We start from the raw sequence: 20,856 nt of genomic DNA on the forward strand, positions 1-20,856 counted from the left end.
ACGTACCGGCCCGCTGCGGATTCTCGCCGCTCTCGCCGTATCGGAGGTCGTTCCATGCACTCGTTGAAAGTGCTCGTTCTTGAAGACAATTCGTTCCAGTTGATGGCCCTGCACCAGATGCTCAACGCCAATGGCGTGTTCAACGTGTTGAATGCCGAAAGCGTTGCCGCCGCCCGGCAATCCCTGGACAGCAAGGGGCCGGTGGACATCGCCATCTGCGATCTGTACCTGGAGCAGGCCGACGGCCTGGAGCTGATTCGTTACCTGGCGGATCAACAGCGGGCGAAGGCGCTGATCATTCTCAGCGACGCGCAAGCGGATGTCCGCGAAGGCGCCGCGGCCATGGCCCGGCAGCAGGGCCTGAATGTGCTGGGCTGTCTGCCCAAGCCGGCCTCGGTCACCCTGGTCAATGAACTGCTGAGCCTGTACCAGCAATGTTTCGAGCCGGGCCCGCAAGCCTTGTCGCTGGCCCAGGTGCGCGAAACCCTGGCACTGGATGTATTCCAGCCTGAGGTCCCGACCGCGGAGGAAGGGCAGGCGGCGGTACTGCGCCATGGGGTCGCGCACTTTCAGCCGGTAGTCAGCCAGGACGGCGAGGTCCAGGGCGTCGAGGCGCTGGCACGCTGGCAGCATCCGGAGCATGGCCTGATGCTGCCCGCCGAATTCCTGCCGGTGATCGAGTTCGCCGGGCTGGAAGAAGCCTTCACCTGGCTCATGCTGGAGCAGGCCATGCAGCTGTCGGCCGGGGTGCGCCTGGTCATGGGCCGTTCGCTGGCGATCTCGGTGAACATTCCGGTGGGCATGCTGGAATTGCCGAACTTCGCGCGTCAGCTGGAAGCCCTGCTGCGCCGTTTTGAAGTGCCGGCACGCCTGCTGACCCTGGAAATCGTCGAGACCACCGAGCTGCAAACCGATACCGCCCATGTCGAGGCCCTGCTGCGCCTGCGCATGATCGGTTGCAAGCTGTCGATTGGCGACTTCGGCACCGGTGGCACCAGCCTGCAGCGTCTGCTGGAGTTGCCGTTCACCGAGCTGAAGATCCCGCCGGCCTTTGTCTGCGGGCTGGCGGCCGATGAGCGCAAGTCGGCGGTGGTGGCCGGCGCCATGAGCATGGCCCGGCGCATGTCGCTGGGTTTGGTGCTGGCCGGTATCGAGAGCGCCGCCGACTATGAGGCGGCCAAACGGCTGGGGCAGGCGCGCCTGCAAGGCTGCTTCATCGCCGAACCCATGAGCGCAGTCGCCGTGCGTCAGTGGATCGCCCGGCGCGTGAGGGGCGACCTCGGCGAAGAGATGGGCTGAGCCCGCGTTCAGGCCAGCCCGTGTTCCTGCACATAGATGTACAACGCCGCGGCGCTGGACAGGCCGAGCTTGCGCATCGCGCTGACCTTCTGGGTGCTGACGGTCTTTTTGCTGCGACTGAGCTTGGCGGCGATTTCCCCGACCGTCAGTCCGGCCGCCAGCAGGCGGATCACTTCGAGCTCGCGGGGCGACAGCTGTTCCCCGGACAACAGGCGGTCCGGCCCGACCTCGCCCGCCAGGCTGAGGAGTTGCTGGATGGCCTGGGCGACGAACACCTTGTTCCGACGCACATGGCTGATCGCCGCCGGCAGTTCATCGGCCAGGCTGGCCTTGCTCAGCAGGCCCATGACGCCAAGGTCGAGAATCGAGCGGAACAGCCCGGCGTTGTTGAGCATGGTCACCACCACGATCGGCAGCTCGGGGTGATGCCGGCGCAGTTGTTCGATCAGGCGCAGGCCATCGTTCTGCTGCTCTCCCGGCATCATGAAGTCGGTGACCAGGACTTCGCAGGGACAGCTTTGCAGCAGTTCGCCGAGGGCGGTCGGGGAGCTGGCTTCGCCGACGATCTCCAGGTTGTCGTCGCGCTCCAGGACGGCCCGCAGGCCGATGAGAAAAATCGGGTGATCGTCAGCCAGGACGATCCGCAGTTTTTTAGTGGATGTTTGATTCAAGACTCGCTCCGGTGAGAAGGCAGCATTTCGGCCAGGCCCTGCAGCCGGGCAACCGTCATCGCTGCGCCGCCGGGCTTTGCCAACCGCTCGAGGAGAGGGCCCCCATGGCCACAACCCCACCTGCCAGAAAGACCTGCGCAAGGCCTGAAAATCCGCCCCGGGAGCAGGTCGCGATGCCGGTTCGGATCGACCCTCGGCGCTACTCCTGCCAACAGGCGGTATCGCGCTACAAGAAGGTCGAGGCGCTGATCGATCAGCCGGCACCGTCGCGTTCGTTTCTGGTTTGAAGTGCCGATTCTAGTCTGATACGGGCGGTTTTTTATCTGTCATGTTTTGCGGGCATGCTGGATCAACTCAGGTCGGCAACCGCCAGCGGTTGCGAACTTTCTTCTCTGGGCGATGGTCACTTGAATGCCAGAAAGCTACCGGCATTCGTGTATTCGAGCCTTTAATTCCAGCTATTGAGTGGTGATCGAGATGGAAAGTATCAGCCTATTGTTGGGTGAAGCTTTGAGCCCGTATCAGGTAACTCTGACCCCGCGCGCGCAAGGGGAATGCCTGGTGACCCTGAAGAATGCCTTGGGGGCCATCGTGGTCGAGCGTGAGTTCAACCAGGTCCAGTTGACCGACAAGCGCCAGTTGACCGATGTCGTCGACGGCCTGCATCGCGATGTATTGATCGCCGAAGGTCGCCTGGAACCCTGTGTCATCGCGGCCTTGCGCAATGTGGCCCAGGAGAAGGCGTTCGACAGCGCCCGTTGATTGAAATTTTCGGGAACCTTCGCTTCAGCCCATCAGTCAGACCCTTGGCAACAGGATCGAGCATTGTGCTCCGGTGCTTGTCGCTTGTTGCACGGGTCTGGTTTCAGACCACGTTTAACCCCGAGTCGTCTCCCCACTGCTCGGGGTTTCTTTTTGCCCGGATTTTTTATTGCTGCGGCGTGTCGCGGAAAAACGCCAGGGCATCGCTGCGGTACTGCTCGCGCAGCGATGGTTCCAGCCACTCGGTGTACAGCTCCAGCAAGCTGTGCGGGCGCAGTTCGAGCAGCGCCCGGTTGATGCGCTCCACCGCCTGCCGTCCCTGCGTTGTGTTCGAACAGCCGACGTTCACCGATTGATACTTGGGCATGCCCTGGATCGGGTAGAACTCCAGGTCGTTTGGATCGATCCCTTGCTGTTGCGCCTGGAAACGAATCTCCGGCTGGTAGCCGATCAGGGCTTTGAGGCGCCCACGCCTTTGCATCTGCAGCAGGTTGCCGATGGCGCTGTTGCCGTAGTGGGCCATCAGGGCTCCGGGCGGCGCCTGTGTGAGCAGGCTGTCGATCTGCTCGCCATAACTGCGCTCGGCCACCACGCCAACGCTGTGTGGCGCGCTGGCCAGGAGCGCGCGCAAGTCGATCTGGCCATCGTGGATAAACGGCTGCAAGCCGTCACTGTCTTTGCGGCGCACCGCCAGGCCGTTGCTGAACACGCGAAAACTGGTGATGGAAAACGCGATCCACTGCGCCCGTGGCAGGTTGAACATCAGCGCCGGGTCGCAGACGAAGGGGTGCTCCCGGAGCATCTGCATGCCCCGGGCGCGGTTGACGTGCACGATCTGGTGGTCGTACTCCGGCAGGCTGGCCATCAGCACAGGCAAGGCCTGGTCGATCACCCCCCGGCCTTTTTGCGGGCCTTCGAAAATCGTCGTTGGCGGCAGGTCGCGCAGGATCCAGACCAATGTGTCCCTGGCCTGGCTGACCTGGGGCCAGGTGCCGAGCGCCAGCAACATGAAAAACAAACGTATCCCGCGAATCATTCGCCCGCCACTGCTGGGGTTCATCAGGCTGCTGATCCTTGTCGGAAAAACTCTCATTGTCGCGAAATCGTGTGCAACGCTAGATCGCACCGCTGTCACGCAGGTTTTTGATCTGCTGGTTGTCGTAACCCAGGGCGCCCAGCACCTGGGCATTGTGTTCGCCGAGCGCGGGGCCGACCCATTCGGACGAGCCCGGGGTGTCCGAGAGTTTCGGCACGATGCCGGGCATCTTGAATGCCTTGCCGTCCGGCAGCTTGGCCTGGAGGAACATTTCCCGGGCGAGAAACTGCGGATCGCTGAACATGTCCTCGGCGCTGAAGATGCGGCTGGCGGGGACTTCCGCCTGGTTCAGCGATTCGAGCACGCGCTCCAGCGGCAGCGAGTTGACCCAGCGATCGATGACCCCGTACAGCTCGTCGCGCCGGCTGTCGCGACCGTCGTTGCTGGCCAGGGCCGGGTCGTTGGCCAGGTCGTCGCGGCCGATCACCTGCATGAAGCGCTTGAAGATCGCATCGCCGTTGGCGCCGATCTGCACGTGCTTGCCATCGGCGCTGGTGTGAATGGAGGAGGGCGTAATGCCGGGCATGATGTTGCCGGTGCGCTCGCGGATGAAACCGAAGACGTCGAACTCCGGGACCATGCTTTCCATCATGGCGAAGATCGCTTCGTACAGCGCCACGTCCACCACCTGGCCCTGGCCGCCGTTGACCTCGCGGTGCCGCAGGGCCATCAGCGCGCCGATCACACCCCACAGGGCGGCAATCGAGTCGCCGATGGAAATGCCGGTGCGCACCGGCGGACGGTCCTCGAAACCGGTGATGTAGCGCAGCCCGCCCATGGACTCGCCGACCGCGCCGAACCCGGGCTGGTCCTTCATCGGCCCGGTCTGGCCGAAGCCGGACAGGCGCACCATCACCAGCTTGGGGTTGAGGGCATGCAAGGTGTCCCAGCCCAGGCCGAGTTTTTCCAGGACCCCGGGGCGGAAGTTCTCGATCAGGATGTCGGCCTCCGCCAACAGCTTCTTCAGCACCTCCAGGCCGTCCGGGTGCTTGAGGTTCAGGGTCAGGGACTTTTTGTTGCGCGCCTGGACGAACCACCACAGCGACGTGCCTTCATACAGCTTGCGCCACTTGCGCAGCGGGTCGCCGCCATCGGGCGATTCGACCTTGACCACCTCGGCGCCGAATTCGGCGCAGATGCGCGAGGCGAACGGGCCGGCGATCAGGGTGCCGAGTTCGACGACTTTCAGGCCGGCAAGGGGTTTGGCAGTAAGCGGCATGGAAGATCCTTGTAGGACAAAGATTGGACGGTAGAGCGTTTTAACATAGCCCGGCGCTCCCTCGCCAAAGGATGATGGTGCGCGATTCGTGGATTGGCCCGTGCATCGGTTAGACTTGCCGCCTTTCCTCGTATCAAGAAGCCCCGTCCATGGCCCAGCCGTCTACCACCTACAAGTTTGAATTGAACCTGACTGACCTCGATCGCGGGGTGTACGAAAGCGTCAAGCAAACCATCGCCCGCCATCCGTCGGAAACCGAAGAGCGCATGACCGTGCGCCTGCTGGCCTACGCCCTTTGGTACAACGAACACCTGTCGTTCGGTCGTGGCCTGTCGGAAGTGGATGAGCCGGCCCTGTGGGAAAAAAGCCTGGACGACCGTGTGCTGCACTGGATCGAAGTCGGCCAGCCGGACGCCGAGCGCCTGACCTGGTGCTCGCGCCGTACCGAGCGCACCAGCCTGCTGGCCTATGGCAGCCTGCGCGTGTGGCAGACCCGGGTGGTGGACGCGGTGAAGAACCTGAAGAACCTCAATATCGCTGGCGTACCCCAGGACGTCCTGGAAGTCCTGGCCAAGGACATGCCGCGCGTTATCAAGTGGGACGTGATGATCAGCGAAGGCACGATCTTCGTCACCGACGATCGTGGCCAGCACGAAGTCCAGCTGGAATGGCTGTTGGGCGAACGCTGATTTCGTTCCGCCGCGCTGTTTCGCTGTATCCCCCGTATCGAAGAGAAGCTTCTGTCACCCCATGCGTATCGAACCTCGTGAGTTGCCCGCCACCCTGCCGTTTCTCGGTGATCTGCCGCCCTTGCTGACCCGCCTGTACGCCGCCCGTGGCGTGCAGTCCGAGGCCGAGCTGGACAAGAGCCTGGCGCGGTTGATTCCGTTCCAGCAACTCAAGGGCATCGAGGCCGCGGTGGACCTGCTGGTGACCGCGCTGGAGCAGCGCGAACGCATCCTGATCGTCGGCGACTTCGACGCCGATGGCGCCACCGCCAGTACCGTGGGCATGCTCGGCCTGCGTCTGCTGGGCGCGGCCCATGTCGATTACCTGGTGCCGAACCGTTTCGAATACGGCTACGGCCTGACCCCGGAAATCGTCGCGGTGGCCCTGGGGCGCAAGCCCCAGTTGCTGATTACCGTGGACAACGGCATCTCCAGTGTCGAGGGCGTGGCGGCGGCCAAGGCGGCCGGGCTGAAAGTGCTGGTCACCGACCACCACTTGCCGGGCCACGAGTTGCCGGCGGCCGATGCCATCGTCAACCCGAACCAGCCCGGCTGCGAGTTTCCGAGCAAGGCCCTGGCCGGGGTCGGGGTGATCTTCTATGTGCTGATGGCGCTGCGGGCCCGCCTGCGCAACCTCGGCTGGTACGAAGCCAAGCCGCAGCCGAACATCGGCGAGCTGCTGGATCTGGTGGCACTGGGCAGCGTCGCCGACGTGGTGCCGCTGGACGCCAACAACCGCATCCTGGTGCACCAGGGTCTGGAGCGGATTCGTGCCGGGCGCGCGCGGCCGGGGATCAAGGCGATCCTCGAAGTGGCCAAGCGCGAGGCGTCGCGCATCACCTCCACCGATCTGGGGTTCATCCTCGGCCCACGGCTGAATGCCGCCGGGCGCCTGGACGATATGAGCCTGGGCATCGAATGCCTGCTCAGCCATGACATGGCCCTGGCGCGAGAAATGGCCAGCCGGCTGGACGAGTTGAACCAGGATCGCAAATCCATCGAGCAGGGCATGCAGCGCGAAGCCCTGGCCCAGCTCAAGGATCTGCCGGTGGAGTCGATGCCGTTCGGCCTGTGCCTGTTCGAGCCCGACTGGCACCAGGGGGTGATCGGGATTCTCGCTTCGCGGTTGAAAGAGCGTTACCACCGGCCGACCATCGCCTTTGCCGACGCCGGCGAAGGCATGCTCAAGGGGTCGGCGCGTTCGGTGCCGGGTTTTCATATCCGCGATGCCCTCGACGCGGTGGCGGCCAAGCACCCGGACTTGATCAGCAAGTTTGGCGGTCATGCCATGGCCGCCGGCCTGTCGCTGCCGGAGCAGAATTTCCCGGCCTTTGCCGAAGCCTTCGATGCCGAGGTGCGCCGCCAGCTGCGCGAGGAAGACCTGACCGGGCGCCTGCTGTCGGACGGCACCCTGGCGGTGGAAGAGTTCCACCTCGAACTGGCCCGCGCCCTGCGCCATGCCGGGCCCTGGGGCCAGCACTTTCCCGAGCCGCTGTTCCATGGCGTGTTCCAGCTGGTGGAGCAGCGCGTGGTCGGTGAGCGCCATCTCAAGGTGGTGCTGCGCAGCGAATGCGGCTCGGTGAAGCTCGACGGCATCGCCTTCGGCATCGACCGCGATATCTGGCCGAACCCGACCATCCGCTGGGTGGAGCTGGCCTACAAGCTGGACCTCAACGAGTTCCGCGGCCAGGAAACCGTGCAACTGATGATCGCCCATATCGAACCGCGTTGATGGCCCACGGCGCCCCCCGGCTTCTGTAGGAGCCAGGCTTGCCGGCGATACAGGCACCGCGGTGCTTCAGGACCGACACCATCGAGGGCAAGTCGGATCGCCGCCCGCTCGCTCCATGGATCGAGTACCGACAAAGTGTGTCGGAACCCTGCTTGTCGCGTCGTTGTCGACTAGTCTCTAAACACTGCTTGATTGGCCTTGTGACGTTTTGTCTTTTTTTCTCCCGCGGGGGCGGGCGCTGTTCCTTTCCAGTCACTCGTCGACTTTTCAAACAGAACCCTGGAGCCTGACCACTGATCGAGAGGTGCCCCATGAGTCTGCTGCTTGAACCCTATACCCTTCGTCAATTGACCTTACTCAACCGCATCGCGGTATCGCCCATGTGCCAGTACTCCAGCGTAGATGGACTGGCCAATGACTGGCACCTGGTGCACCTCGGCAGTCGTGCCGTGGGCGGCGCCGGACTGATTTTCACCGAGGCCACGGCGGTCACCGCCGACGGGCGCATCACCGCCCAGGACCTTGGCCTGTGGAACGATGAACAGATCGCACCCTTGCAACGCATCACCCGGTTCATCGCCGCCCAGGGCGCGGTCGCCGGTATCCAGCTGGCCCACGCCGGACGCAAGGCCAGCACCCATCGGCCGTGGCTGGGCAAGCATGGCAGCGTCAGGCCCGAGGAGGGCGGCTGGGTCCCGGTAGGCCCTTCGCCGATTGCCTTCGACCCGCAACATACGCCGCCGACCCAACTCGACGAAGGGCAGATCGCCGCGATCGTCCAGGCTTTCGTCGACTCGGCCAAACGCGCCCTGATCGCCGGTTTCAAGGTGGTCGAAGTGCATGCCGCCCACGGCTACCTGCTGCATCAATTCCTCTCGCCCCTGAGCAATCAGCGCCGCGACCAGTACGGTGGCTCCTTCGATAACCGCATTCGCCTGGTGTTGCAGGTGAGCGAGGCGGTGCGGGCGGTCTGGCCGCAAGAGTTGCCGCTGTTCGTCCGGGTTTCGGCCACCGACTGGGTGGAGGACGGCTGGAATCCGGATGAAACCGTCGAGCTGGCCTGCCGCCTGAAGGCCCTGGGTGTGGACCTGATCGATGTTTCCTCGGGCGGCACCGCAGTCAATGCCGAGATCCCCACCGGCCCGGGCTACCAGACCCGCTTCGCCGAACGGGTGCGCAAGGAGTCGGGGATCGCCACCGGCACCGTGGGCATGATCACCGAGCCGGCCCAGGCCGAGCACATTCTGCGCACCTGCCAGGCCGACATCATCTTCCTCGCCCGGGAGCTGCTGCGCGACCCGTACTGGCCGTTGCATGCCGACGACGACCTGAGCGGGCACAAGGCGATCTGGCCGGCGCAGTACCAGCGCGCGACCCATCGCGACCAGCCGATTCATGAGTCGGACCTGCGCGAGTGAGCTGAACGGGGCATAAAAAAACCGGCCTGTGGGGGCCGGTTTTTTTGTGCCGTGTCGTATCACCGCGACCTGTAGCCGCTGCCTTCGGCAGCGGCTACAGGCGATAGTGCTTCCTCAGCTGTACTTGCGCTTGTCCGGCGCGGGCGGGAAGTACTGGTACAGCCAGGTTTCGCTCAGGGTGCGATCGTTGGTGCGGATGAACAGCCGCAGTTCCACCGGATCGACGCTGTCGTTGGTCGGGTACCAGTCGAAGAGCACGCGATAACCCTGGATCTCGTCCAGCTTCAGCACGTGGAAATCCTTGACCTGGCCGTTCGACGTGGTGACCACCGGTTCGATGCCGGTACCCTCCGGCAGCCGCTCCAGGCCGCCGCCATTGAAGTCCACCGCGAAGCGCCGGGCCCAGACCGGCGGGTGATGCTCGCCCGGGGCCCAGCCCTCGACGAAGCCGCCCATGCCCGAACGGGTGGCATTGACCCGCGCCAGCGGCGTGCCCACCGGTGGCAGGGCGCTCCAGTACAGCTTGTAGCCGTAGTTCAGCGAGTCCCCGGCGGCCAGCGGCTTTTTCGGGGTCCAGAAGGCCACGATGTTGTCCAGGGTCTCGCCGGTGGTGGGGATCTCCAGCAGGTCGACCGAGCCTTCGCCCCAGGCGGTGGTCGGCTCGACCCACAGGCTCGGGCGCCGGCTGTACCAGTCCACGGTGTCCTGGTAGTTGGCGAACTCGTGGTCGGTCTGCACCAGGCCGAAGCCCTTCGGGTCCTTGTCGGCGAAGGCATTGAACTGCAGGGTCGCCGGGTTGTTCAGCGGGCGGCAGATCCACTCGCCGTTGCCGCGCCACATGGCCAGGCGGTCCGAGTCGTGGACCTGCGGATGGATGGTGTCGCACATGTGCCGTTCATGGGTGCCGCAGCTGAACATGCTGGTCATCGGCGCGATACCCAGCTGTTCGATGGCGGTGCGGGCGTTGACGTGCGCGTCGACGTCCATCACCACGCGTTCGGCCTGGCAGTCGATGTCGAAGCGGTAGGCGCCGGTGGCGCTGGGCGAGTCGAGCAGGGCATAGACCACGAAACGGGTGCTGTCCTTGTCCGGGGTCTCGAACCAGAACTTGGTGAAGTCGGGAAACTCTTCACGTTTCTTGGCGTAGGTGTCGATCGCCAGGCCGCGGGCCGACAGGCCGTACTGGCCGGTCTTGTCCACCGCGCGGAAATAGCTGGCGCCGAGGAAGGACACCACGTCGTGCCTGTCCAGTTCCGGGGCCTTGAACAGCTTGAAGCCGGCAAAGCCCAGGTCGCCCTTGAGCTGCGCGGTGTCGACGCTGGTGTTCTGGTAGTTGAACAGCGACGGACGGAAATGCACTTCCCGCGCCTGACGGGTCTTGGCATCGACGCTGTACATGCGCACCGGCTGCTTGAAGCCCATGCCGACGTGGAAGAACTGCACGTCCAGCTGGCCGTTCAGCTCCTTCCACAGCGAGTGGTTGCCGTCGTACTGGATCGCGTTGAAGTTCTGCGGGGTCATGGTCGCCAGGGTTGGCGGCAACACCTGCTTGGTGTCCACGTAGGGCTTGCTGGCCAATTGCTTGGCCTGGGCCTTGAGAAGCTCGAAATCGAAGGCCTGCGCTTCGCCGTCGGCGGCGCCCGCCCAGGCCCGGGTGGCCAACAGACCCGTGGCCGACAGGCCGGTGTAGGCTGCCAGCGCCATGGATGCTTTCAGAAGATGCCTGCGATGCATAAGTGAGCCTTGTCAGGAGATCCCGAGCCCTTCCTGGCTGCGCTGGATCGGAAATGGAGGTTCGGTCATGCCTTCGGCCAAACACAACGGACTTTTAACAGCTGGCGGATAGAATAATCGGTTCGCCCGAGGCAAAAAATGCCCCGCGTGTATCGATACGTAAAACCACGGACGGCTTCAGGAAACCCAAGATGCTCAATGAACGCCCTTTGACTCCGCAAGACATCCCGCTGTTCAAACTGATTGACCGCGCGGAACTGATCGAAGAGTTCTACCGCCTGCAGGACGGGCAACTGCTGTGTTATCCCCAGCGCGAAGTGGTGACCGGCTGGCCGCCCGGCGAGGCCGAGCATGACGCGCAGGTCTTGCAGGCGTGCGAACAGCGCGGCGGCTGGCTGTACGGGGCGTTCGACGAGCACCGGCTGGTGGCCGCGACGGTGGTCGATTGCCTGGTTATCCACAGCGCCGGCTTGCAACTGCGGCAGCTGAAGTTCCTGCATGTCAGCCAGGCTTACCGCGGGCGCGGCCTGGGCCAGCGGCTGTTCGGCCTGGCCGCCGAGCAGGCGCGGCGCATGGGCGGCGAGGGGCTCTATGTCTCGGCCACGCCATCGCGCAACACCGTGGATTTCTACCGCCGCCTGGGCTGCGAGCTGTTGTCGGCCCCCGATCCGGAGTTGTACCGACTGGAGCCCGAGGATATCCATCTGTACCTCAGGCTGGCCTGATCTTCAGCCAGATTGCGGCCTGCAGGTCCGGTGCAGCCAGCGGGCCAGGCCGATCGCGGCCAGCGGCAGAAGGCTGGCCTGCGCGCAGTAGAAGTAACCCCGGACGGGATTGTGAGGAAACGCCGTAGCGATTGGCCAGGAGAAAGGCCAGTACCGCCAGCGAGTGGGCGAAGAGGGCTGTGAGCAGGCGGAGCCAATCATCCCGAGTGAATCCGCTGTGATTCATGTGCCGCTCCCCGCCGATGGTATGAACCGCAGCACGGCATACAGCACCAGCACGCAGCCCAGCCACAGGCCCAGCCAGCGATAGTGGGCCGGCATGCCGCAGGCGTGCCAGCCTTTGGCGGCGGCATACACCAGGGTGATCTGAATCAGTACCAGGGACAGGACCCCGGTGGGAACCGCCACCGCCGAGACAAAGGGCGCGGCGCCGGCGCGGGTCAATACCAGGCCCAGTTGCAGGGCGGCGAACGGCAGCACCAGCCAGACGGCCACTTGCAGCATCAGGCTGACGATTCGGGAGTGACGAGGCATGGGCGCATCCTTGCTGCCGGAGAAGTTTCCGTGCCGTAGGCGGGGAAGCCAGGCGTTTTGTGGCGGCGGATGGTGCCGCAACTTGATCGGCTTGGCCAGACCTCGTTCAATAGCCGCCTTTCAGGGAGATCGGGCAAATGAATTGCGGTTTTTCGGCGTGCGCGCGATGAAGTACAAGAAGACCCTGGCGGTCGTGGGGGGCCTGCTGGGAGCCTGTGCACTGGTGTTCATCAGCGCGCTCTACACAGTGCTCGAACGCGAGCCCTATTCGGCGACCAGCCCCTCCGGTCGTTACCTGTTGCAGCATGCCTCGGCCGGCGGGCTGCTGGTGCCTTCCGGCGGCAAGGGCTATCTGCAGGTCATCGACCTTGAGGACCCGGAGCGGGTCTACCGCACGCCCTTGATCCGGGACTGGACGCTGGACCTGCGGATGTACGAGGACGACAACAGCATCAGCATCTTTGGCCTGGAGTTCATCAAGGCCACCAAGACCTACATCATTCAGTGGCCGGATTGGCAACACCATTGGCTCGATGGGTTCATCAGCAACACGCCCTACGAGTTTTGCCGGGAAACCGACGGCAACTGTTACTAGCAGGGCGTGCTGCCCGGGGTCAGTGCTTGAACATCACATGGCGCACGACGGTGTAGTCCTCCAGCCCGTACAGGGACATGTCCTTGCCGTAGCCGGAGAGTTTCTGCCCACCGTGGGGCATTTCGCTGACCAGCATGAAGTGGGTGTTGACCCAGGTGCAGCCATATTGCAGCCGCGCCGAAAGACGGTGGGCGCGGCCGACATCGGCGGTCCACACCGAGGACGCCAGGCCGTAGTCCGAGTCGTTGGCCCAGCCCAGGACCTGGGCTTCGTCGGCGAAGCGGGTGACCGAGACCACTGGCCCGAACACTTCGCGGCGGACGATTTCGTCGTCCTGCTGGGCGTCTGCCAGCACCGTCGGTTCGAAGAAGAAGCCGTCGCCGTCCACCGCCTTGCCGCCGGTGACCAGGCGGATATGCGGCTGGGCGATGGCACGTTCGACGAACCCGGCCACGCGGTCGCGGTGCTGGGCGCTGATCAGCGGGCCCAGCTCGGTGTCCGGGTCGCCCTGCAGGCCGTACTTGATGCTGGCGACCGCCGCGCCGAGCTTCTCGACGAAGCGTTCGTAGATACCTTCCTGCGCATAGATGCGGCAGGCGGCGGTGCAGTCCTGGCCGGCGTTGTAGAAGCCGAAGGTGCGGATGCCTTCCACGGCGGCGTCGATGTCGGCGTCGTCGAAGATGATCACCGGCGCCTTGCCGCCCAGTTCCATGTGCATGCGTTTGACGCTGTCGGCGGTGCTGGAAATGATGTTCGAGCCGGTGGCGATGGAGCCGGTGAGCGACACCATGCGTACCTTCGGATGGGTCACCAGCGGCTGGCCCACCGTGGCGCCGCGGCCGAAGACCAGGTTGAGCACGCCGGCGGGAAAGATCGCCGCCGCCAGCTCGGCCAGGCGCAGGGCGGTCAGCGGGGTCTGCTCCGAGGGCTTGAGCACCACGGTGTTGCCGGCCGCCAGGGCCGGGGCGATTTTCCAGGCGACCATCATCAGCGGGTAGTTCCACGGTGCGATGGAGGCGATCACTCCCACCGGGTCGCGACGGATCATCGAGGTATGGCCCGGCAGGTACTCGCCGCCGGCCGAACCGCTGAGGCAACGGCTGGCGCCGGCGAAGAAACGGAACACGTCGGCAATTGCCGGGATCTCGTCGTTCAAGGCGGCGCTCAATGGCTTGCCGCAGTTGTCCGACTCCAGCCGGGCCAGCTCTTCGCCGTGGGCTTCGATGCTGTCGGCCAGCTTGAGCAACAGCAGCGAGCGTTCTTTCGGCACCGTTTGCGACCAGCTCTCGAAGGCGCTGTCGGCGGCGCGCACCGCGGCATCGACCTGGGCTTCGCTGGCCTCGTTGATGTCCACCAGCACCTGGCCCAGGGCCGGGTTGAATACTGGCTGGGCAGGGCCTTCGCCAGTGACCAGTTGGCCGTTGATCAAGAGTTTGGTTTGCATGGCTGTTCTCCTGAAATATCTGTTGGATGTCCTGCGATCTGTAGCCGCTGCCGCAGGCTGCGATAAGGCCGAAGGCCTTCAGCGAACCGGAGCGCGCCACGACCCTTTGGGTCGATCGCAGCCTGCGGCAGCGCTACAGGGTTATTTGCCACCGCTGCCCGCCACGCTCTCGCCGCCGCGGGTCAGGTAATAGGCGCCGAGGATCGGCAGCATGGTCACCAGCATCACCAGCATGGCGACGACGTTGGTCACCGGTACGTCCCGCGGCCGGCTGAGCTGGTTGAGCAGCCACAGCGGCAGGGTGCGTTCATGGCCGGCGGTGAAGGTGGTGACGATGATTTCGTCGAACGACAGGGCGAACGCCAGCATGCCGCCGGCCAGCAACGCCGAGCCGAGGTTCGGCAGGATGATGTAGCGGAAGGTCTGCCAGCCGTCGGCGCCCAGGTCCATCGAGGCCTCGATCAGGCTGTGGGAGGTACGGCGCAGGCGGGCGATCACGTTGTTGTAGACAATCACCACGCAGAAGGTCGCGTGGCCGACGATGATGGTGAACATCCCCGGTTCGATCCCCAATGTCTTGAAGGTCGCCAGCAGGGCGATGCCGGTGATGATCCCCGGTAGGGCGATGGGCAGGATCAGCATCAGCGAAATCCCCTGCTTGCCGAAGAAGTCCCGCCGGTACAGCGCCGCCGAGGCCAGGGTGCCGAGGACCAGGGCGATCAGGGTGGCGATGGCGGCGATCTGCAGCGACAGCTTGATCGCCTCGAGCACGTCGGGGCGGGCGAAGGCCACGCTGAACCACTTCAGGGTGAAGCCCTGGGGCGGAAAACTGAAGGCCGCGTCTTCGGTGTTGAAGGCGTAGAGGAAGATGATCAGGATCGGGAAGTGCAGGAACAGCAGCCCGCCCCACGCGGCAAGGCGCAGGCCCAACGAGGCTGGTTCTCCGTGCTTGGCTGAGTCAGAGCGCATCGAAGGCCCCCAGGCGTTTGACGATGGACAGGTAAATGGCGATCAGCACGATCGGCACCAGGGTGAAGGCGGCGGCCATCGGCATGTTGCCGATCGCCCCTTGCTGGGCGTAGACCATGCTGCCGACGAAGTAGCCGGGCGGGCCCACCAGTTGCGGCACGATGAAGTCGCCCAGGGTCAGGGAGAAGGTGAAAATCGAGCCGGCGGCGATGCCCGGCACCGACAGCGGCAGGATCACCTGCATGAAGGTCTGGCGCGGCTTGGCGCCGAGGTCGGCGGAGGCTTGCAGCAAGGACGGCGGCAGGCGTTCCAGGGACGCCTGGATCGGCAGGATCATGAACGGCAGCCAGATGTAGACGAACACCATGAAGCGCCCCAGGTGCGAGGTCGACAGGGTGCTGCCGCCGACCCCGGGAATCCCCAGGATGAACTGCAACAGCGGCTCCAGCCCCAGGTGCTGGACGAACCACTGGGCCACGCCGCCCTTGGCCAGCAGCAGGGTCCAGGCGTAGGCCTTGACGATGTAGCTGGCCCACATCGGCAGCATCACCGCGATATAGAAGAACGCCTTGGTCTTGCCGCTGGTGTAGCGTGCCATGTAGTAGGCGATGGGGAAGGCGACCACGGCGCTGGCGAGCGAGACGGCGATGGCCATGCTCAGGGTGCGCAGGATGATGTCGAAGTTCGACGGCTGGAATAGCGCGGCGAAGTTGGCCAGGGTCAGGTCCGGGGTGACCGCCATGGTGAAGTCGTCGAAGGTGTAGAAGCCTTGCCAGAGCAGGATCAGCAAGGAACCCAGGTAGATCGCGCCGAACCAGAGCAGCGGTGGCACCAGCAGCAGCGCCAGGTACAGGTTCGGCCGTCGGTACAGCAGGTTGGAAAAGCGCCGCAACGGCGAGCCGCCGGCGCTTTGGGGAGTGATCGCCAGGGTGTTCATGTCACACCTCGCTCGCCAGGGTATCGGCCAGCGGGATCATCGCCTCGCGGGCCCAGCGCGCGCTGATGCGTTGCCCGGTCTGGTGCTGGGCGCTGCTGTCCAGCCATTGGTTGTTGGCCTGGCTGATACTGAGGGTCTGGCCGTTGTCCAGTTGCAGCTCGTAGCGGGTGGCGCTGCCCTGGTACTGGATATCGTGCAGCAGGCCGCTGACTTCGATCTCGTGGCTGGACAGCGGGCCTTCGGCGAAACGCACGTGTTCCGGGCGGATCGAGAAGGGCCGCTGGCTGCCGCTCAGGCGTTCGGCCAGCTCGCCGCGAATCACGTTGGAGGTGCCGACGAACTCGGCGACGAAGGTGGTGGCCGGCTTCATGTACAGGTTGCGCGGGCTGTCGACCTGCTCGATGCGGCCCTTGTTGAACACCGCCACGCGGTCGGACATCGACAGGGCTTCGGTCTGGTCATGGGTGACGAAGATGAAGGTGATGCCGAGCTGGCGCTGGAGCTTCTTCAGTTCGCCCTGCATCTGTTCGCGCAGCTTCAGGTCCAGCGCTCCCAGGGGTTCGTCCAGCAGCAGGACTCGCGGCCGATTGACCAGCGCCCGGGCCAGTGCCACGCGCTGGCGCTGGCCGCCGGACAGCTGCACCGGCTTGCGCTCGCCGTAGCCTTCCAGGGCGACCATGGCCAGGGCTTCTTCGGCGAGCTTGAGGCGCTCGGCCTTGGCGACGCCTTTGACTTTGAGGCCGTAGGCCACGTTGTCGCGCACGTTCATATGGGGGAACAGCGCGTAATCCTGGAACACGGTATTGACGTCCCGCTGGTAGGGCGGCAACCCAGTGGCTTCGGCCCCGTGGATGTGGATCGAGCCGGCGCTCGGCTGTTCGAAACCGGCGATCAGGCGCAGGCAGGTGGTCTTGCCCGAACCGGAAGGGCCGAGCATGGAAAAGAACTCGCCGTCCCGGATATCGATGGAAACCCGGTCAACGGCCTTCACCTCGCCGAACTGCCGGGAAACGTTGGTGAACTGGACTGCAAGCGTCATGGTGCGGTGCTCCGGGAAAGCGCGCTGTCGAAATTAAGCGGGATCAGGTCTGGCGGCGAAGGCCGCTCCTGCTGGAGCCGGCCTGGCGCAGGAACCTGTAGCCGCTGCCGCAGGCTGCGATCGCCCCGCAGGGGCGCGGCGATCCTGAGGGCGCAGGAGGTCCTGCGGACAGCCTGCGGCAGCGGCTACAGGGGGCTCACCTACCGCCCATGATTGCGATGTAGTCCTGGGTCCAGCGGCTGTACGGCACGAACTTGCCGCCCTCGGCCTGCGGGGTTTTCCAGAAGGCGATCTTGTCGAACTGGTCGAAGCCGTTGGTCTTGCAACCCTCGGCGCCCAGCAGTTCGCTTTCCTTGCAGGCCGCCGGTACGGCCGGCAGCGAGCCGAACCAGGCGGCGACGTCGCCCTGGACCTTCGGTGTGAGCGACCAGTCCATCCACTTGTAGGCACAGTTGGGGTGCTTGGCCTCGCTGTGCAGCATGGTGGTGTCGGCCCAGCCGGTGGCCCCTTCCTTGGGAATGGTCGAGGCGATCGGCTGTTTCTCGTTGATCAGGCCGTTGACCTGATACGGCCAGGAACTGGCGGCGACCACGCCTTCGTTCTTGAAGTCGCTCATCTGCACCGTGGTGTCGTGCCAGTAGCGGTGGATCAGCGGCTGCTGGGCGCGCAGCAGGTCGAGCACCGCCTTGTACTGGGCTTCGGTCAATTCATAAGGACTCTGGATCCCCAGTTCCGGTTTCGCGCTCTTGAGGTACAGCGCGGCGTCGGCGATGTAGATCGGCCCGTCATAGGCCTGCACGCGGCCCTTGTTGGATTTGCCGTCCGGCAGGTTCTGCGCGTCGAACAGTACGCTCCAGCTGGTCGGCGCCTGCTTGAAGACGGTGGTGTTGTACATCAGCACGTTCGGGCCCCACTGGTAGGGCGTACCGTAGGTCTGCTTGTCGACCACGTACCAGGGCGCGTCCTTGAGGCGCGGATCGAGGTTTTTCCAGTTGGGAATCAGCGCGGTGTTGATCGGCTGTACGCGCTTGCCGACGATCAGTCGCAGGGAGGCGTCGCCGGACGCGGTGACCAGGTCGTAGCCGCCCTTGGCCATCAGGCTGACCATCTCGTCGGAGGTGCCCGCGGTCTTGACGTTGACCTTGCAACCGGTCTCCTTCTCGAAGCCGGTGACCCAGTCGTAATTCTTGTCGCTTTCGCCACGTTCGATGTAGCCGGGCCAGGCCACGATATCCAGCTGGCCTTCGCCGGCGCCGACGGCCTTGAGCGGTTCGGCGGCCTGGAGGCTGGCGCTGGCCAGCAGGGCGGTAGTGATTGCACTGAGCAGTGCGGTCTTGTGCACGAACATGGGGAAACCCTCTTCTTCAAATTATGGTCGGGGCAGTTGTGAACGTGATGGAGCGCGCCCTAAGGGCTTGTTATTAGCTTAGTGCCGTTATTCCAGGTCATTGCCGTGGCGGGCCATGATGTGGCGCACCACGCTGTAGTCCTGCAGCGAATCGCTGGACAGGTCCTTGCCGTAGCCGGAGCGTTTCAAGCCGCCGTGGGGCATTTCGCTGGCCAGCATGAAATGGCTGTTGATCCAGGTGCAGCCGTATTGCAGGCGGGCCGCCACCTGCATGGCCTTGTCCAGGTTCTGGGTCCAGACCGACGAGGCCAGGCCGTATTCGGAGTCGTTGGCCCACTCCACCGCCTGCGCCAGCTCGTCGAAACGGGTGACGGTGACCACCGGGCCGAACACTTCGCGCTGGACGATTTCATCCTGCTGCCGGCAGCCGGCCAGCAGGGTCGGCTGGTAATAGAAGCCGGCGCCCGAATGCACCGCCGCGCCGGTGATCCGTTCGATATGCGGCTGGCCCAGGGCACGCTCGACGAAGCTGGCCACGCGGTCGCGCTGGCGGGTGCTGATCAGCGGACCGATCTCGTTGTCGGCATCGCGCTTGCCGGCGAACCGCAGGCTGCTCACGGCGGCGCCCAGCTCGGCTACCAGGCGGTCATGGATCCCACCCTGGGCGTAGATCCGACAGGCCGCGGTGCAGTCCTGGCCGGCGTTGTAGTAGCCGTAGTTGCGCACGCCTTCGACCACGGCCTGCAGGTCGGCATCGTTGCAGACGATCACCGGGGCCTTGCCGCCCAGTTCCAGGTGCGTGCGTTTCAGGGTTTTCGAGGCGGCCTGGAGGATCTTCTGCCCGGTGACGATATCGCCGGTCAGCGACACCATGCGCACCTTGGGATGGCTGACCAGGTGGCTGCCGACGCCTTCGCCACCGCCGCAGACAATGTTCAGCACGCCGCGCGGCAGCAACTCGGCCAGGGTCGGCGCCAGGGCCAGGATCGACAGTGGGGTGTGCTCCGACGGCTTGAACACCAGGGTATTGCCGGCGGCCAGGGCCGGGGCGATCTTCCAGGCGGCCATCATGATCGGGTAGTTCCATGGCGCGATGGACGCCACTACGCCTATAGGGTCGCGCCGCACCATGCTGGTGTAGCCCGGCAGGTACTCGCCGGCCAGCTGGCCGGTCTGGCAGCGCACCGCGCCGGCAAAAAAACGGAACACGTCGACGGTGGCGCCGAGATCATCCTGGCGCGCCAGGTGCAGCGGTTTGCCGCAATTCAGCGATTCCAGGCGGGCCAGGTGGTCGGCCTGCTTTTCCACGGCATCGGCAATCGCCAGGAGGATGTTCGAGCGTTGCTGGGGCGTGGTTCGCGACCAGTCGGTAAAGGCGCGGTGGGCGGCGAGGATCGCGCCTTCCACCTGTTCGCTGCTGGCCTCGGCGATCTGGGTCAGCACTTCGCCGGTGGCCGGGTTGAGGATCGGCTCGACAAGGCCCTGGCCGGCGACCAATTCGCCATCGATCAACAAAGCGGTGGACAACGGAGTCTGCGCGCCAGCCATTTTCCGGGTTCTCTTTTCTTGTATGGCCATGGTGCTCTCCAGTGACGGAGGCCCGGCCCTCTCTGGACGGATGATCAGAGACTAGTGGCGGGGCCGGCGCTCGACAAATACTAAATACTGAATGCAGCGTTCGATTAAATAGATGGCTTGCGCCCGCCGTGGGGCTGTTCGCGGGCCACGGTCAGGAACGGGTCCACCAGCGCCGGGCGCGCCGTGCCGCGGCGCCAGGCCAGGCCGACGTCGAGGGTCTGGCTGAGGTCGGCGATGGGCCGGGCTTCGATGATGTCGCCCTCCAGCGACCAGGGGCGATAGGTCATGTCCGGCTGGATCGATACCCCGAGCCCGGCCGCCACCAGGCTGCGCACCGCTTCGGTGGAGGCGGTGCGCAAGGTGATGCGCGGCTGCAGGCCGGCGCCGGACCACAGGCGCTGGGCGTTGCGGTCCATTTCATCGACGTTGAGCTGGATCAGCGGCTCGCGGGCGACATCCGCCAGGTTGATGCTGTCGTGTTCCAGCAGCGGATGCTGGGCGGGCAGCCACAGGCGGTGAGGGGAGTGGGTCAGCACTTCGGTTTGCAGGGCGTGGCGGTCCTCGAGGTTGGAGAGGATCAACACCCCGACGTCGATTTCGCCGCTGACCAGCAGGTGCTCGATGTACGGGCGCTCATCCTCCATCACGCGGATTTCCACATTGGGGTAGGCACGCTGGAAACGCGTGAGCAAGTCCGCCAGGTAGTAACCGGCGACCAGGCTGGTCACGCCGACGATCAACTGGCCGGCCACCTGGTCGGTGCTCTGTTGCAGGCTGCGCTTGGCGTTGTCGACCGTGGCCAGGATCAGGTGCGCCTGGCGCAGGAACTGGTGGCCCTGGTGGGTCAGGGTCATGCCCTTGGCGTGGCGGTTGAACAGGCTGACGCCGATTTCCTGTTCGAGCTGCTGGATCGCCAGGGTCAGGGTCGACTGGGAAATGAACACCGCCTGGGCGGCGGACGAGATCGAGCCGGTCTCGGCCACGGCGATGAAGTGACGGATCTGGCGCAGGGTCATCATGGGCAATCA

Annotated in this window: 19 protein-coding genes; 7 read left to right on the top strand and 12 right to left on the bottom strand. The window is 64.8% G+C overall.

The window, feature by feature from the left end:
* Nucleotides 1-54: 54 nt before the first annotated feature.
* Complete coding sequence (locus H0I86_RS05430; protein ID WP_180924299.1) at nt 55-1,299, top strand: EAL domain-containing response regulator; 1,245 nt, start codon at nt 55-57, stop codon at nt 1,297-1,299.
* Nucleotides 1,300-1,307: 8 nt separating this feature from the next.
* Here the strand turns inward: H0I86_RS05430 and H0I86_RS05435 are convergent, their stop codons facing one another.
* A complete protein-coding gene (locus H0I86_RS05435) occupies nt 1,308-1,970 on the bottom strand; it encodes a response regulator (RefSeq protein WP_180924300.1) in 663 nt (220 codons plus the stop codon).
* Nucleotides 1,971-2,447: 477 nt separating this feature from the next.
* Between H0I86_RS05435 and H0I86_RS05440 the strand changes: the two genes are divergently transcribed.
* Nucleotides 2,448-2,732, top strand: a complete 285-nt coding sequence (locus H0I86_RS05440) for a DUF3509 domain-containing protein (RefSeq protein WP_016702741.1) — start codon at nt 2,448-2,450, stop codon at nt 2,730-2,732.
* A 166-nt stretch (nt 2,733-2,898) separates the two neighbouring features.
* On the opposite strand, the gene H0I86_RS05445 is transcribed toward H0I86_RS05440, so the two are convergent.
* Both H0I86_RS05445 and H0I86_RS05450 read right to left on the bottom strand, forming a co-directional pair.
* A complete protein-coding gene (locus H0I86_RS05445) occupies nt 2,899-3,741 on the bottom strand; it encodes a TIGR02285 family protein (protein WP_180925791.1) in 843 nt (280 codons plus the stop codon).
* Between the two features lie 106 nt (nt 3,742-3,847).
* The gene (locus H0I86_RS05450; RefSeq protein WP_180924301.1) at nt 3,848-5,047 is read right to left on the bottom strand and encodes a CaiB/BaiF CoA transferase family protein; all 1,200 of its coding nucleotides are present in this window, start codon (nt 5,045-5,047) and stop codon (nt 3,848-3,850) included.
* 149 nt (nt 5,048-5,196) lie between these two features.
* Between H0I86_RS05450 and H0I86_RS05455 the strand changes: the two genes are divergently transcribed.
* From H0I86_RS05455 to H0I86_RS05465, 3 genes are all read left to right on the top strand, one after another.
* Nucleotides 5,197-5,736 carry a YaeQ family protein gene (locus tag H0I86_RS05455; protein WP_007923023.1) on the top strand — a complete coding sequence of 180 codons (540 nt, stop codon included), beginning with the start codon at nt 5,197-5,199 and terminating at the stop codon, nt 5,734-5,736.
* A 61-nt stretch (nt 5,737-5,797) separates the two neighbouring features.
* Entirely contained in the window at nt 5,798-7,507 is a 1,710-nt protein-coding gene (recJ, locus tag H0I86_RS05460; protein ID WP_180924302.1) for a single-stranded-DNA-specific exonuclease RecJ, read from the top strand.
* Nucleotides 7,508-7,818: 311 nt separating this feature from the next.
* A complete protein-coding gene (locus tag H0I86_RS05465) occupies nt 7,819-8,925 on the top strand; it encodes an NADH:flavin oxidoreductase/NADH oxidase (RefSeq protein WP_180924303.1) in 1,107 nt (368 codons plus the stop codon).
* 114 nt (nt 8,926-9,039) lie between these two features.
* Here H0I86_RS05465 and H0I86_RS05470 read toward each other — a convergent pair whose 3' ends face one another.
* The gene (locus H0I86_RS05470) at nt 9,040-10,659 is read right to left on the bottom strand and encodes a glucan biosynthesis protein D (RefSeq protein WP_180924304.1); all 1,620 of its coding nucleotides are present in this window, start codon (nt 10,657-10,659) and stop codon (nt 9,040-9,042) included.
* A gap of 191 nt (nt 10,660-10,850) precedes the next feature.
* Between H0I86_RS05470 and H0I86_RS05475 the strand changes: the two genes are divergently transcribed.
* Nucleotides 10,851-11,384, top strand: a complete 534-nt coding sequence (locus H0I86_RS05475) for a GNAT family N-acetyltransferase (protein ID WP_180924305.1) — start codon at nt 10,851-10,853, stop codon at nt 11,382-11,384.
* A 222-nt stretch (nt 11,385-11,606) separates the two neighbouring features.
* On the opposite strand, the gene H0I86_RS05480 is transcribed toward H0I86_RS05475, so the two are convergent.
* A complete protein-coding gene (locus tag H0I86_RS05480) occupies nt 11,607-11,918 on the bottom strand; it encodes a hypothetical protein (RefSeq protein ID WP_180924306.1) in 312 nt (103 codons plus the stop codon).
* A gap of 166 nt (nt 11,919-12,084) precedes the next feature.
* On the opposite strand from H0I86_RS05480, the gene H0I86_RS05485 reads away from it, so the two are divergent.
* Entirely contained in the window at nt 12,085-12,513 is a 429-nt protein-coding gene (locus tag H0I86_RS05485) for a hypothetical protein (protein ID WP_258019401.1), read from the top strand.
* A 19-nt stretch (nt 12,514-12,532) separates the two neighbouring features.
* Here H0I86_RS05485 and H0I86_RS05490 read toward each other — a convergent pair whose 3' ends face one another.
* The 7 genes from H0I86_RS05490 to H0I86_RS05520 all read right to left on the bottom strand — a co-directional run bounded on the left by H0I86_RS05490 (nt 12,533) and on the right by H0I86_RS05520 (nt 20,847).
* Nucleotides 12,533-13,957 carry a gamma-aminobutyraldehyde dehydrogenase gene (locus tag H0I86_RS05490; RefSeq protein ID WP_180924308.1) on the bottom strand — a complete coding sequence of 475 codons (1,425 nt, stop codon included), beginning with the start codon at nt 13,955-13,957 and terminating at the stop codon, nt 12,533-12,535.
* A 141-nt stretch (nt 13,958-14,098) separates the two neighbouring features.
* A complete protein-coding gene (locus tag H0I86_RS05495; RefSeq protein ID WP_180924309.1) occupies nt 14,099-14,926 on the bottom strand; it encodes an ABC transporter permease in 828 nt (275 codons plus the stop codon).
* Nucleotides 14,916-15,863, bottom strand: a complete 948-nt coding sequence (locus tag H0I86_RS05500; RefSeq protein WP_180924310.1) for an ABC transporter permease — start codon at nt 15,861-15,863, stop codon at nt 14,916-14,918. Before H0I86_RS05500 ends, H0I86_RS05495 begins: the two co-directional genes overlap by 11 nt.
* Before the next feature lies 1 nt (nt 15,864).
* Nucleotides 15,865-16,902, bottom strand: coding sequence for an ABC transporter ATP-binding protein (locus tag H0I86_RS05505; RefSeq protein WP_180924311.1), 1,038 nt, complete (start codon nt 16,900-16,902; stop codon nt 15,865-15,867).
* A gap of 196 nt (nt 16,903-17,098) precedes the next feature.
* On the bottom strand, nt 17,099-18,250 hold the full coding sequence (gene ydcS / locus H0I86_RS05510) for a putative ABC transporter substrate-binding protein YdcS (RefSeq protein ID WP_180924312.1): 1,152 nt from the start codon (nt 18,248-18,250) through the stop codon (nt 17,099-17,101).
* Between the two features lie 87 nt (nt 18,251-18,337).
* A complete protein-coding gene (locus H0I86_RS05515) occupies nt 18,338-19,828 on the bottom strand; it encodes a gamma-aminobutyraldehyde dehydrogenase (RefSeq protein WP_080748335.1) in 1,491 nt (496 codons plus the stop codon).
* Nucleotides 19,829-19,932: 104 nt separating this feature from the next.
* Nucleotides 19,933-20,847: a LysR family transcriptional regulator gene (locus H0I86_RS05520; RefSeq protein ID WP_081362584.1), complete on the bottom strand. Its 915-nt coding sequence runs from the start codon at nt 20,845-20,847 to the stop codon at nt 19,933-19,935.
* Nucleotides 20,848-20,856 lie beyond the last annotated feature (9 nt).

The organism is Pseudomonas chlororaphis subsp. aurantiaca (assembly GCF_013466605.1).
Classification (GTDB): domain Bacteria; phylum Pseudomonadota; class Gammaproteobacteria; order Pseudomonadales; family Pseudomonadaceae; genus Aquipseudomonas; species Aquipseudomonas chlororaphis_I.

Bases quoted from the DNA above. Each gene is read 5' to 3' on its own strand.
- recJ (WP_180924302.1), top strand. From the start codon at position 5,798: ATGCGTATCGAACCTCGTGAGTTGCCCGCCACCCTGCCGTTTCTCGGT.
- H0I86_RS05520 (WP_081362584.1), bottom strand. From the start codon at position 20,847: ATGATGACCCTGCGCCAGATCCGTCACTTCATCGCCGTGGCCGAGACC.
- H0I86_RS05440 (WP_016702741.1), top strand. From the start codon at position 2,448: ATGGAAAGTATCAGCCTATTGTTGGGTGAAGCTTTGAGCCCGTATCAG.
- H0I86_RS05490 (WP_180924308.1), bottom strand. From the start codon at position 13,957: ATGCAAACCAAACTCTTGATCAACGGCCAACTGGTCACTGGCGAAGGC.
- H0I86_RS05455 (WP_007923023.1), top strand. From the start codon at position 5,197: ATGGCCCAGCCGTCTACCACCTACAAGTTTGAATTGAACCTGACTGAC.
- H0I86_RS05480 (WP_180924306.1), bottom strand. From the start codon at position 11,918: ATGCCTCGTCACTCCCGAATCGTCAGCCTGATGCTGCAAGTGGCCGTC.
- H0I86_RS05470 (WP_180924304.1), bottom strand. From the start codon at position 10,659: ATGCATCGCAGGCATCTTCTGAAAGCATCCATGGCGCTGGCAGCCTAC.
- H0I86_RS05485 (WP_258019401.1), top strand. From the start codon at position 12,085: ATGAAGTACAAGAAGACCCTGGCGGTCGTGGGGGGCCTGCTGGGAGCC.
- H0I86_RS05475 (WP_180924305.1), top strand. From the start codon at position 10,851: ATGCTCAATGAACGCCCTTTGACTCCGCAAGACATCCCGCTGTTCAAA.
- H0I86_RS05465 (WP_180924303.1), top strand. From the start codon at position 7,819: ATGAGTCTGCTGCTTGAACCCTATACCCTTCGTCAATTGACCTTACTC.
- H0I86_RS05495 (WP_180924309.1), bottom strand. From the start codon at position 14,926: ATGCGCTCTGACTCAGCCAAGCACGGAGAACCAGCCTCGTTGGGCCTG.
- H0I86_RS05500 (WP_180924310.1), bottom strand. From the start codon at position 15,863: ATGAACACCCTGGCGATCACTCCCCAAAGCGCCGGCGGCTCGCCGTTG.
- H0I86_RS05515 (WP_080748335.1), bottom strand. From the start codon at position 19,828: ATGGCCATACAAGAAAAGAGAACCCGGAAAATGGCTGGCGCGCAGACT.
- H0I86_RS05505 (WP_180924311.1), bottom strand. From the start codon at position 16,902: ATGACGCTTGCAGTCCAGTTCACCAACGTTTCCCGGCAGTTCGGCGAG.
- H0I86_RS05450 (WP_180924301.1), bottom strand. From the start codon at position 5,047: ATGCCGCTTACTGCCAAACCCCTTGCCGGCCTGAAAGTCGTCGAACTC.
- ydcS (WP_180924312.1), bottom strand. From the start codon at position 18,250: ATGTTCGTGCACAAGACCGCACTGCTCAGTGCAATCACTACCGCCCTG.
- H0I86_RS05445 (WP_180925791.1), bottom strand. From the start codon at position 3,741: ATGTTGCTGGCGCTCGGCACCTGGCCCCAGGTCAGCCAGGCCAGGGAC.
- H0I86_RS05430 (WP_180924299.1), top strand. From the start codon at position 55: ATGCACTCGTTGAAAGTGCTCGTTCTTGAAGACAATTCGTTCCAGTTG.